The 11,166-nt window shown below is 51.5% G+C and carries 13 protein-coding genes; 6 read left to right on the top strand and 7 right to left on the bottom strand.

What is annotated here, in order from left to right; genetic code table 11:
* Positions 1 to 228 precede the first annotated feature (228 nt).
* The 3 genes from J5224_RS14240 (at position 229) to J5224_RS14250 (ending at position 1,037) form a co-directional block, all read left to right on the top strand.
* On the top strand, positions 229 to 351 hold the full coding sequence (locus tag J5224_RS14240; RefSeq protein ID WP_264625996.1) for a YshB family small membrane protein: 123 nt from the start codon (positions 229 to 231) through the stop codon (positions 349 to 351).
* 305 nt (positions 352 to 656) lie between these two features.
* A complete protein-coding gene (locus tag J5224_RS14245) occupies positions 657 to 767 on the top strand; it encodes an ash family protein (RefSeq protein ID WP_264625997.1) in 111 nt (36 codons plus the stop codon).
* Positions 768 to 860: 93 nt separating this feature from the next.
* Entirely contained in the window at positions 861 to 1,037 is a 177-nt protein-coding gene (locus tag J5224_RS14250) for a hypothetical protein (RefSeq protein ID WP_264625998.1), read from the top strand.
* 125 nt (positions 1,038 to 1,162) lie between these two features.
* Here the strand turns inward: J5224_RS14250 and hemN are convergent, their stop codons facing one another.
* Genes hemN through yihI form a run of 3 tightly spaced genes read right to left on the bottom strand, consistent with a single transcriptional unit; the run spans position 1,163 to position 3,287 of the window.
* On the bottom strand, positions 1,163 to 2,536 hold the full coding sequence (hemN, locus tag J5224_RS14255; RefSeq protein WP_264625999.1) for an oxygen-independent coproporphyrinogen III oxidase: 1,374 nt from the start codon (positions 2,534 to 2,536) through the stop codon (positions 1,163 to 1,165).
* A gap of 4 nt (positions 2,537 to 2,540) precedes the next feature.
* Entirely contained in the window at positions 2,541 to 2,717 is a 177-nt protein-coding gene (locus J5224_RS14260; protein WP_264626000.1) for a high mobility group protein Z, read from the bottom strand.
* Between the two features lie 3 nt (positions 2,718 to 2,720).
* A complete protein-coding gene (gene yihI / locus J5224_RS14265) occupies positions 2,721 to 3,287 on the bottom strand; it encodes a Der GTPase-activating protein YihI (RefSeq protein ID WP_264626001.1) in 567 nt (188 codons plus the stop codon).
* Positions 3,288 to 3,480: 193 nt separating this feature from the next.
* On the opposite strand from yihI, the gene yihA reads away from it, so the two are divergent.
* Positions 3,481 to 4,131: a ribosome biogenesis GTP-binding protein YihA/YsxC gene (gene yihA, locus J5224_RS14270; RefSeq protein WP_413544679.1), complete on the top strand. Its 651-nt coding sequence runs from the start codon at positions 3,481 to 3,483 to the stop codon at positions 4,129 to 4,131.
* A 344-nt stretch (positions 4,132 to 4,475) separates the two neighbouring features.
* Here the strand turns inward: yihA and polA are convergent, their stop codons facing one another.
* The 4 genes from polA to J5224_RS14290 form a co-directional block, all read right to left on the bottom strand.
* The gene (gene polA, locus J5224_RS14275; protein WP_264626002.1) at positions 4,476 to 7,265 is read right to left on the bottom strand and encodes a DNA polymerase I; all 2,790 of its coding nucleotides are present in this window, start codon (positions 7,263 to 7,265) and stop codon (positions 4,476 to 4,478) included.
* 377 nt (positions 7,266 to 7,642) lie between these two features.
* Complete coding sequence (dsbA, locus tag J5224_RS14280) at positions 7,643 to 8,266, bottom strand: thiol:disulfide interchange protein DsbA (protein ID WP_264626003.1); 624 nt, start codon at positions 8,264 to 8,266, stop codon at positions 7,643 to 7,645.
* A gap of 23 nt (positions 8,267 to 8,289) precedes the next feature.
* Entirely contained in the window at positions 8,290 to 9,276 is a 987-nt protein-coding gene (locus tag J5224_RS14285) for a serine/threonine protein kinase (RefSeq protein ID WP_264626004.1), read from the bottom strand.
* 68 nt (positions 9,277 to 9,344) lie between these two features.
* Positions 9,345 to 9,614, bottom strand: coding sequence for a YihD family protein (locus J5224_RS14290; protein ID WP_195316213.1), 270 nt, complete (start codon positions 9,612 to 9,614; stop codon positions 9,345 to 9,347).
* A gap of 326 nt (positions 9,615 to 9,940) precedes the next feature.
* Here J5224_RS14290 and mobA point away from each other — a divergent pair, with 326 nt between their 5' ends.
* Positions 9,941 to 10,516, top strand: coding sequence for a molybdenum cofactor guanylyltransferase MobA (gene mobA / locus J5224_RS14295; protein ID WP_264626005.1), 576 nt, complete (start codon positions 9,941 to 9,943; stop codon positions 10,514 to 10,516).
* Positions 10,509 to 11,033, top strand: a complete 525-nt coding sequence (gene mobB / locus J5224_RS14300; protein ID WP_264626006.1) for a molybdopterin-guanine dinucleotide biosynthesis protein MobB — start codon at positions 10,509 to 10,511, stop codon at positions 11,031 to 11,033. Before mobA ends, mobB begins: the two co-directional genes overlap by 8 nt.
* Positions 11,034 to 11,166: the final 133 nt, after the last annotated feature.

Consider the following 11,166-nt stretch of genomic DNA (forward strand, 5'->3'; position numbering starts at 1 on the left):
GCGGCTTAAATTTGTGGAATCCCCCCACAGATAACACACATTTCTCCAGACAGGGTGCCCCCAGCCAATACCCATAACGATGGCAAGCGTGACGCTTACGCTCCGTTTACCGTGCCCCTACGGGTATCGCCAGGATTTACAAGCCAGCGCACAAAATTGTCGATATTTTGCTCTTTACATAAAACAGGCCCGCAGTATGATCGTGTCGCTGATTCAGGAGGAGGCACCATGTTAGATTCACTTATTTCTGCGGCAACGCACGGCGCTGAGTTAGGGTCGGCTGCGAGCCATTCACCGCAAACCGCCATTGCTGCGATTCTGTGCGCTGCATTGATCAATTTCTTTATTTAGGCCGCCATCGGGCTGATGTCCTATATCACAATAACATCTCCATCATCTCGATGATGACACGGCTTTACTCTGAAAACGCCCCGCTATCGTCGGGGCGTTTTTATTTTACGTTCATGCAATATGTATCGACGACATCGCCCTCCCGGAACAGGGCTAACGTTTATGTTTCCGAGGGCCTATTTACGATATACTCTCGATGCTGCGGCAAAATCCGTAGCCGGAATTGGCGTTCCGAACAAATGTCTGGTGCCTGAAATGCGCGTAAAGCGCATTGTTGTTCAGGCGCGTATTGAGCCGTACCTGCTATGGTGGCTCGTGCGGGGCTTCCGAAAGGAAGGCCGGTATCCAGACTGTCCGGTAACGCCAACCCCGTACGGGCTACCACCCTTGAGATTGGCGTCTCTGGTGGTAGCTAGTCAGCAAGCTACAGTCTGGAGACGATCTTATGACGACTACCCTTTCCTTGTTACACCCGCACGCCTTCATCACATTATCTACGGGGGTGCATCATGTTTGATTCAACGCCCCTTACCGTCGAAGAACACGTCGATCATTGCCGCGCACTCGCCTATGCCATCATCGAGTTGGATGATCCTCAAGCCAAAGAGCTATTGAACTTTATCCTGTGGGAACGGTTGAATCAGCTAAATGGCACACTGCAAACGGAGGGGGCGGACGATGAGTGAATTGCAGAGAAGGATGCGGAAACAGAGACAGGTAGCGATACGTTGATCTGTTGATATTTCACATTTTAGAACATGGCATCAGCGGTAATTGCCAATGGCGCTGGCAATTACCGCCATAAAGATCATCAAATCACACGCGAGAACTGTTGTGTCCTTGCCTTGGCACGCAGATAGCTGTCAAAGCACATGCAGATATTGCGAATCAACAAGCGTCCTTTCGGCGTCACCACGATCCCCGTAGGGTGCAATTCAGCCAGGCCATCCTGCACCAGCGGTGCCAGCAAGCGCAAATCTTCCGCGAAATAGAGACGACAATCGATGCCGTAGTCCGCTTCAATCGCTGCGTAGTCCAGACGGAAATTACAGATAAGACTCTTGATCACATCGCGACGGATGCAGTCATCGTGCGTCAAGCGCAAGCCACGCCATAGCGCATTACCCTGCTCACCCACCTTCTCGTAGTAGGTTTTCAACACCTTTTCATTTTGCGCGTAGCTGTCGCCAATCATGCTGATCGCCGACACCCCCATGCCCAGCAGGTCAGTATCCCCCTGCGTGGTGTAACCCTGAAAGTTACGGTGCAATTTACCGGCACGTTGCGCCAGCGCCAGCTCATCGTCTGGGCGAGCAAAGTGATCCATGCCGATAAACTGATAGCCTGATTGGGTGAGCGTGGTGATGGTTTGGCGCAGAATCTCCAGCTTTTGTGCGGGGCTGGGTAAATCAGCATCTTTGATTTTACGCTGGGCGGCAAACAGCGTCGGCAAATGGGCGTAGTTAAACACGCTGAGCCGGTGCGGGTTTAACTCAGCCACCCGTTGCAGGGTAAACGCAAAGCTTTCCGGCGTCTGCTTCGGCAAGCCGTAAATAAGGTCGATATTGGTGGAGGTAAAGCCAAGCGCTTTGGCGCGTTCAATCAGCGCAAAGATAAATGCCTCATCCTGCTCGCGATTCACCAGGCGTTGCACTTCCTTGTTGAAATCCTGCACGCCCATGCTCAGCCGGTTAAACCCTTCCGCACGCAGGTGGTCGAGGATATCCAGCTCGATTTCACGCGGATCGACCTCCAGCGAAGTTTCCACCTCATCCGCAAACTGGAAATTCTCGCGCAGCAGCGCCATTAAGCGGCTGATTTGCGCTTTGTTGAGATAGGTCGGCGTGCCGCCACCCCAGTGCAGCTGCGTGACGATGCGCCCGGCGAACAGCGGCGCGCGCTGGCGAATCTCCACGGCCAGCACATCAAGATATTCTTCAGCTTTGTGCTGCTGGCGCGTCACCAGCTTGTTGCAACCGCAGAAATAGCACAGGCGATGACAAAATGGGATGTGGACATAAAGCGACAACGGCCGCTCTGGATAACGCGCTATCGCCTGGCGAAATGCCGCATCATCATACTGTTCGTTAAACTCGAGCGCCGTGGGGTACGAGGTGTAACGCGGCCCGGAATAGTTGTATTTTTGAATCAGGGCTAAATCCCAATCGACATGTTGATCTTGCATGCTGTTACTCCTTCCGCTTGTATTTCCCGACAGCGCTTTTCAGCGGCAGCTTACGCTGCCCTGTCCCGAACACGGTGCGCTGTAATCGCGTTTTACGCCGGGAAAGCAGCCACAGTTTAACCAACAGACACAGCAGATAACAGACAACCAACACCAAGATGAGAGTCAGTAGCCCTTTCATCTATCAGAATACGTCTTTCGGGTTATTACGTTTGAGGAGCTGCATCATGTCTTCCTGTTGCGCTTCCTCTTCCTCATCATCCATTTCGATGCCCAGCTCATCCATCAGGGCATTGATACGATCGAGCGTGCTGTCCACCCATTTCTGCTCGTCTTTACTCAGCGTCTCGCCGTTATCCAGACGTTCCAGCAATGCATCGAGGCGATCGTCATTCTCCAGCAGCGCCAGCTCCTGTTCAGGAGTTAGCCGCGTTTCAACCGGCGTGTCTACTTTAGCCGGTACGACCGCTTTTGCGGGCTTTGCGCTTTTCGGTGCGTCATCACTGACGATCAGTGCGACCGGTTTTTTGCTCCCGATACGAGGATCGTGTTTCTTGCCCTGACCGGATTTACCCGCCTCCCCGGTCTCAGGGTGCGCACGGCTGCCCGCAGCATGACCACTGTGTTTTTTCTGACGTTTACGCTCCCAGCCTTCGCTGTTAAGCTCGGCGCGCGTCTTTTTCTTTGCTTTCGATGTTGACGCCTTTGCGCCAGGGGCTTTGGTGCCCGAATTTTTCACCGGCTGTTTCATAACAACACTCTCAGGTAAACAGAAGACAATTGCGGCGGAATCTAGCAGAAAGGCCAGCAATAAAAAAGGGTTGGTGCGGCTAACTGGGTGAATTCGGCCTGTGCTCCGCACGCTGCGACCGATAACCCCGCGTTTCGGGTCAGTTATAGGTATAATAGACCCAAAACCCCCTATCCAGACAGAGATAACCATTGTGACCGAACAACAGAACCCGAACGTGACGCATAACTACAATGTGACGCATTTTGTCACCAGCGCACCCGATATTCGTCACCTGCCTGCCGATAGCGGTATTGAAGTGGCGTTTGCCGGACGCTCGAACGCGGGAAAATCCAGCGCCCTGAACACACTGACCAACCAAAAAAGTCTGGCGCGTACCAGTAAAACGCCGGGACGAACCCAGCTTATCAACCTGTTTGAAGTCACAGACGGCGTGCGTCTGGTTGACCTTCCCGGCTATGGCTATGCCGAAGTGCCGGAAGAGATGAAGCGGAAATGGCAGAAAGCGCTGGGGGAATATCTGCAAAAACGCGCCTGTCTGCAAGGACTGGTGGTGTTGATGGATATTCGCCATCCGCTGAAAGATCTCGACCAGCAAATGATTGAATGGGCCGTAGATGTGGATCTGCCGGTGCTTATTCTGCTCACTAAATCCGACAAACTGGCTTCCGGTGCGCGCAAAGCGCAACTGAATGCCGTGCGTGAAGCCGTGCTCGCGTTTGGCGGAGATATTCAGGTTGAAGCCTTCTCCTCCTTGAAAAAAGAAGGGGTGGATAAATTGCGGCAAAAACTCGATCTGTGGTTCAACACCCGCCCTTCAGTGCAAGAATACGTCGATAATTGAGATCAACCGCCGCGATCGTTTGCGATCTTGCGGCGTTTTTCTGACGTACGCCCAATAAAAAACGCCCCAGTCACCGAAGTGACCGGGGCGGCTAATATTCAGCCAAATCCGATTACGTGAAGTAAAAGGTCTGAAAGATAGAACATCTTACCTCTGTACCCTACGTGGTTAACTCTACCCTATTTTTTCGCCAGAACAAAGGTTTTTTTGTTGTTTAGTTTCATAAAAAATGGCTATGGGTCACACAAAGTCGAGCAAGCCACCCAATCCTGTAGTTTAATTACAGAAATGAATAACGTAATGCGCATTAAACATTCAGTTGCAACATCCTGTTTTTCTGTGCATTAATGCGCCTCATCCCAGTTTTTACCTTCGCCCACATCCACACGTAATGGAACGTTAAGCGACATACACCCTTCCATCAGGGTAGCGATCTTTTGTTTTGCCGCATCCAGCACCGATTCATGAACTTCAAACACCAATTCATCGTGTACCTGCATGATCATATTCACCTGCGGCTGCTCGTGCTGTAGCCAACTGTCGATCGCAATCATCGCCTTTTTGATGATATCAGCGGCAGTGCCCTGCATCGGGGCGTTAATAGCGGCACGTTCCGCCGCCTTGCGGCTCATCGCATTGCGTGAGTGGATATCCGGCAAGTAGAGACGGCGCCCATCCAGCGTCTGCACGTACCCTTTCTCGGCGGCTTCCTGACGGGTTCTTTCCATGTAGTCCTGTACGCCAGGGTAGCGCTCGAAATAGAGGTTCATATAACGCTGCGACTCGGCGCGGGGGATACCCAACTGACGAGACAGGCCGAAGGCGCTCATGCCATAAATCAAACCAAAGTTGATGGCCTTGGCGCTGCGGCGCTGCTCTCCGGTAACGTTTTCCAGCGGTAAGCCAAAAACTTCTGCGGCGGTGGCGCGGTGAATATCCAACCCTTCAGCAAACGCGCTGAGCAACCCGGCATCACCGGAAAGGTGCGCCATAATGCGCAGTTCTATCTGAGAGTAGTCCGCTGCCACAATGCGATAGCCTTCAGGGGCAATAAACGCCTGACGAATGCGTCGCCCTTCATTGTTGCGCACCGGGATGTTTTGCAGGTTGGGATCGCTAGAGGAAAGACGCCCCGTCGCCGTAACCGCCTGATGGTATGACGTGTGCACCCGCTGGGTCAGCGGGTTGATCATCAGCGGCAGCTTATCGGTATACGTCGATTTCAGTTTCGCCAGCCCACGATATTCCAGAATGCGTTTGGGCAGTGGATAGTCATGCGCCAGCTCTTCCAGTACTTCTTCATTAGTAGAAGGGGCACCTTTCGGCGTTTTCTTTAACACTGGCAGCTTCAGCTTATCGTACAAGATCCCCTGCAACTGCTTAGTGGAAGCAAGATTAAACGCTTCACCGGCCAGTTCGTGTACTTCGGTTTCCAATTCGGCCAGACGCGCGGTCAGCTCCTGAGAATGCTGCGCTAAAATGCCCGCATCAATCAGCACCCCCTGACGCTCAATGCGTGACAGCACTGGCACCAGCGGCATATCGATATCACGAAACACCGTCACCAGTTCCCCTTGCTGTTGCAACTTTTCCCACAGGGTTTGATGCAAATGCAACGTGACATCCGCATCTTCTGCGGCATAGGTGCTGGCCTGTTCGACGGGGATCTGATTAAAGGTAAGCTGGTTCTTGCCCTTGCCCGCAATCTCTTCAAACGAAATGGTTTTATGTTGCAGATAGCGCTCGGCCAGGCTGTCCATATCATGACGGCCTGCCACGCTGTTTAACACGTAAGACTCCACCATGGTGTCATACGCGATACCGCGTAGCTCAATGTCGTAGCGCTTCATTACACCCTGATCGAACTTCAGGTTCTGCCCGATTTTGCGCAGCGCGCTGTCTTCCAGCAGGGGTTTAAGTAATTCCAGTGCACGCGCTCTGTCGATTTGCTCCGGCGCATCCAGATAATCATGCGCCAGCGGCAGATACGCCGCTTCACCCGGCGTCACCGCAAACGACATACCGATCAGATTGGCGCTCAGCGTATCCAGACCGTCCGTTTCTGTATCAAACGCAAACTCTCCCGCCTTTTGAAGGCGAGCAATCCACAACTGTAAGGTCTCTTCATCCTGAATAGTGACATATCCTTCGCGACTCAAGGCAACCGTCGCTTCCGTTTGCGGCTCCGCTTGTGCCGTAGGTGCCGCTGGCTGTGAAACCGCAGATTGCCCCTTGCGACCTTGCATCCAGGTGCCGCTTTCCACATCGGCTATCCAGCGTTTGAAATCATAGCGCTTAAACAGCCCGTGCAGTGCATCCACATCGGGTTCATTCACCGTCAGCTCAGTGCAGGTTTGCTCCAGCTCGACGTCAGTTTTAATGGTCGCCAGTTGATAAGAGAGGTATGCCGCTTCTTTATGCTGTTCCAGCTTTTGCGCCATGGTCTTTGCGCCGCGAAACGACAGCGTGGCGATCTTATCCAGATTACCGTACAGGGTATCCAGCCCGCCAAGCCCTTGGAGCAACGCTTGCGCCGTTTTTTCACCGACGCCCGGCACCCCAGGAATATTGTCCGATGCATCTCCCATCAGGGCCAGAAAATCGATAATCAGCTCCGGCGGAATACCGTATTTGTCGCAGACTTCTTGCGGTCCAAGCACCGTATTGTTCATGGTGTTGATAAGCGTGATCGTCGGTGACACCAACTGTGCCATGTCTTTATCACCGGTGCTGATCAGTACCGGCGTACCCGCGCTTTCCGCCTGACGCGCCAGCGTACCGATCACGTCATCCGCTTCCACCCCGCTGACAGCCAACAAAGGCAGTCCCATGGCACGCACCATCGCGTGCAGCGGCTCAATCTGCGCGCGCAGATCGTCCGGCATCGGTGGACGGTGCGCCTTGTAGTTTTCGAACAGTTCGTCGCGGAACGTTTTTCCTTTGGCATCAAACACCACAGCAACGTGGCTGGGGGAGAACTGGAGCAGCAGGCTGCGCAGCATATTCAGCACGCCATACATGGCACCCGTCGGCTCGCCGGCGTTGTTCGTCAAAGGAGGGAATGCGTGGTAGGCACGGTATAAATACGACGAGCCATCGACCAAAATTAACGGGTTTTGCGGAATCTGCACCATGTTCTGTCATGACCTATGTCGTCCATCATGGCGCTAAGCATGCCATAGCTCACAGCAAGAGACGAACGTTAACGCACAGAAAACCGCAAATCTGCCATACATACAGCAAATGCCCTGTGGATAACTTTGTGCATAGAAAAAGAAAATCAGAATGGGAGCAATGTAATATCAAAAAGAGATTCACATATTATGGATTTTTTTCAGCAAGATAAAAAAATATTTCCGGTAAATACCCGTAATACAAAAAACATTTTTTTTGTGGATAGATATTAGCTAAACGCTAATTAAACGTCACCGAGGCAAAATTGTCGTAGAGGATTAGGGATATATCGTGGGTATAACTGCGCCTGTCATCAGGCGCAGTTGCGCGAAAAGTATTATTTTTTCTCAATCAGGAATTTCACAACATCAGCATATTGCTTCACGTATGCATCCATTGAACTGGTATCCAAGCCATCGCTTTTCACCATATATTTGCCATTAACAAACATGGCCGGCACACCGCGCAGTTGCAAATCAGCGGCGGCTTTTTCTTGCTGGGCAACCAGAGATTTCACCACGAAGCTATTCAATGCACCGTCATAATCTTCAGCTTTAACACCCGCCGCCACAAACACCTTGCGAATATCGTCTGTGGTTTTCAGCGTTTGGCTTTTTTGCACCGCATCAAACATTAACGGGGTGATTTTATCTTCTACACCCAGAGCAATAGCAACCGCCCAGGCTTGCGTCAGTTCTTTGCCCAACTGCCCGAGAAAATCAACGTGGTAACGCGTAATTTTAGTATCCGCTGGCAGCACTTTACTGACAGCTTCAGGAATATGGTAAACCTCAGCAAACTGATAGCAATGCGGGCAGTAGAAGGAGAAAAACTCGAGTACCTGCGGTAATTGAGGTACCGGCTTATTAACTTCAACGTACTGTTTACCATCAGAAAAATCTGCCGCTGATGCACCGAAGGCCAACATAATGCCCAATAATGCCGCAAATACACTCTTCATATAACACGTCTCTCCGTTAAACATCAGTACATGGACAATAGCTGTAAAGGAGGCTCCTGTAACAGCTTAACCTGTTCAGTAAATATTGCTGTTTGCCTGAACCAGAAATCATCATCTTTTATCCAGGGAAAGCTCGGGGGAAATGCAGGATCTTCCCAACGGCGAATAATCCACGCTAAATAATGCACCATTCGCATCGCTCGAAGCGGCTCAATTAACGCCAGCTCTTTTTCCTGAAACGTCATAAACTCATTATAGGCTTCAAGCAGAATATCGAGTTGAATTCTCTGCTCCTGACGATCGCCATGAAGCAACATCCATAAATCCTGCACCGCAGGTCCGTTGCGGGCATCATCTAAATCGACAAATAGCGGGCCGTCACGCCAGAGAATATTTCCAGAATGGCAGTCGCCGTGCAATCGGAGAAAAGAGGCATCCGGTGTCCAATAGCGTTTTACCATTTCGATAAGTTGCTGGGTGGACTGCAAAAAGGAATCTCGGCACGCAGCAGGAATACGTTGCGTTTGCGTCAATAACTCATAAGGCTGGTCGAGATATTCCTCAACCCCGATCGTGGGGCGAGCAAGAAAAAGCCCTTTTTGCCCCGTTTGATGCCAGCGCCCCAGAAAACGGCCAACGCCTTCCAACTGTTCATCATTATCCATTTCATATTGCCGCCCGCCGACGCTTGGGAAAACGGCAAAATAAAATCCATCATAACAATGCAGCGTTTGACCATTCAGCTTCACGGGTGCCACAACGGGCACCTCATCGTCAACCAATGCGAGGGCGAAATCGTGTTCTTCCTGAATCTGCGCCTGCGTCCACCGCTCAGGACGGTAGAATTTAACGACAAAACGGCGCCTGTCTTCATCCATAAATTGATAAACCCGGTTTTCGTAGCTGTTTAGCGCCGTTAAACCGGAATCAACCCGAATCCCTACCGCGAAGAGTGCATCGATAATCAGCGAGGGAAACAGCGTCTGAAAATTAAACACTGAACTTTGCATAGCCGTCATCATTACTCGCAATAGGAACTAAAATAAGCGTGAAAAAGCGGCACCTATCAATAAAGGCATCAGTCCTTGATAACACCCCGGGCACGCAGCAGCGCTGTTTTGAAATCTTCCTCATAATCCTTTTTCAAGCCAGGAATAACCTGCTCTTTATCCGCGTCACGCATTTTCAAATGGTAGATCAGGATATCATCAGTCAGCTCACTTAGCTGCCCCTGGAACCCCGCCTCCTGTGCAAGTTTTTGTAAAAATTGGACCAAATTCAGGTCCGGGTCTTTTTGCCAGGCAGGATGCAGTAATTCAACCAACTCGTTAACGCGATGACATTTCATGGTTTAATCCTCTTATACTGTATATATACCCTAAATAATTCGAGTTGCAGGACAAAACGTTAACGTTTTGAACAGCGCTTGCGCTGGCCCTTTAGGGCGAGACGCATTTATGCGTCTCGTAACGCGGCAAGCGAACGAATCCCGATGAGCTTACTCAGGTAAGTGATTCGGGTGAGAGAACGCAGCCAACGCACCTGCAACTTGAAGTATGACGGGTATAAACGTTGATATCACCTTAACAGCCTTAACCACGGGTGGAAAGCGCTTGGCGTCAGGAATTATTTTGCCCAGAATAGAGCCTCAGCGGCGCGACAAAGAGGGATCACATGGTAACAGGCATCATTCTGGCGGGTGGCCAGGCCAGCCGAATGGGTGGGCAGGATAAAGGACTATTAACGCTGCGCGGCATACCGCTCTACCAACACGTGTTAACCCGCCTGAAACCCCAGGTGGATCGCGTGTACATCAATGCCAATCGTAACCTGCCGGTTTATCAGGAAAGTGGCTGCGCCGTCTTTAGCGATTTGCCTAATGGCTTCTCTGGCCCCTTGGCCGGTATCTTATCCAGCCTGAAAACCATCGAGACAGAATGGGCCGTTTTTGCGCCCTGTGATGTCCCCAATTTACCCACCGATCTGGTGGCGAGACTGTGGCACGGCAAACAGCAAGGGTATGCAGCCTATGTCAACGATGGCCAACGAGAGCATCCAACCTTATTGCTTATCCACCGCTCCCTGATGCCAAAGCTTGAAACCTACCTGGAACGTGGCGATCGTAAGCTGATGCTTTTTCTGGCAGAGATCGAGGCGACCCCCGTACTTTTTGCGGACTGCCCTTTGGCATTCCAAAACCTGAACACCCCTGACGATCTCTCCAATTGGCAAGAGGCCAATCATGACTGAGCTGCATCGCCCACGCCTGCTTGCCGTTAGCGCGTATAGCGGTACCGGAAAAACCACCTTGCTCACCCATGTGATCCCGCTCCTTAAAAAGAAAGGGCTACGCATCGGTGTGATAAAGCATACTCACCATGATATGGATATCGATAAACCCGGCAAAGACAGTTATGCGCTGCGTAAAGCAGGCGCCAAGCAGACGCTTGTTGCCAGTAACCAACGCTGGGCGTTGATGACAGAAACACAGGAAGCCAAGGAGGTAGACCTCTATGAGATGGTGAGCAAGATGGATGTTGATACGCTGGATGTGGTGCTGGTTGAAGGATTTCGACACGAAAAGGTGCCGAAGATCGTTCTCTCACGCAGAGGGTTGAGCAAGAAGAACGCACACGATTTGTTGGATAGCTATGCTATCGCGATTGCCAGCGATGATGATGAAGACAGACAGCTTCCCTTGCCCTGGCTGGATATAAACGATCCTCAACAGGTGGCTGACTTCATAGAAGGTTGGATCCGCGGGTAAAACGCCCGAATTACCCCACTCCTGATGATATAAAACCCTATACCACCAAAAACCACGCACAGCAAAAAGGGCTGTCCTTTCGGACAGCCCCTTCGCTGGATAAAAGCCTGGCAGTTCCCTACTCTCACATGGG

Source organism: Candidatus Symbiopectobacterium sp. NZEC135 (assembly GCF_025962695.1).

Coding starts and splice junctions, on each gene's coding strand:
- J5224_RS14240 (WP_264625996.1), top strand. CDS start 229: ATGTTAGATTCACTTATTTCTGCGGCAACGCACGGCGCTGAGTTAGGG.
- J5224_RS14245 (WP_264625997.1), top strand. CDS start 657: ATGGTGGCTCGTGCGGGGCTTCCGAAAGGAAGGCCGGTATCCAGACTG.
- J5224_RS14250 (WP_264625998.1), top strand. CDS start 861: ATGTTTGATTCAACGCCCCTTACCGTCGAAGAACACGTCGATCATTGC.
- hemN (WP_264625999.1), bottom strand. CDS start 2,536: ATGCAAGATCAACATGTCGATTGGGATTTAGCCCTGATTCAAAAATAC.
- J5224_RS14260 (WP_264626000.1), bottom strand. CDS start 2,717: ATGAAAGGGCTACTGACTCTCATCTTGGTGTTGGTTGTCTGTTATCTG.
- yihI (WP_264626001.1), bottom strand. CDS start 3,287: ATGAAACAGCCGGTGAAAAATTCGGGCACCAAAGCCCCTGGCGCAAAG.
- polA (WP_264626002.1), bottom strand. CDS start 7,265: ATGGTGCAGATTCCGCAAAACCCGTTAATTTTGGTCGATGGCTCGTCG.
- dsbA (WP_264626003.1), bottom strand. CDS start 8,266: ATGAAGAGTGTATTTGCGGCATTATTGGGCATTATGTTGGCCTTCGGT.
- J5224_RS14285 (WP_264626004.1), bottom strand. CDS start 9,276: ATGCAAAGTTCAGTGTTTAATTTTCAGACGCTGTTTCCCTCGCTGATT.
- J5224_RS14290 (WP_195316213.1), bottom strand. CDS start 9,614: ATGAAATGTCATCGCGTTAACGAGTTGGTTGAATTACTGCATCCTGCC.
- mobA (WP_264626005.1), top strand. CDS start 9,941: ATGGTAACAGGCATCATTCTGGCGGGTGGCCAGGCCAGCCGAATGGGT.
- mobB (WP_264626006.1), top strand. CDS start 10,509: ATGACTGAGCTGCATCGCCCACGCCTGCTTGCCGTTAGCGCGTATAGC.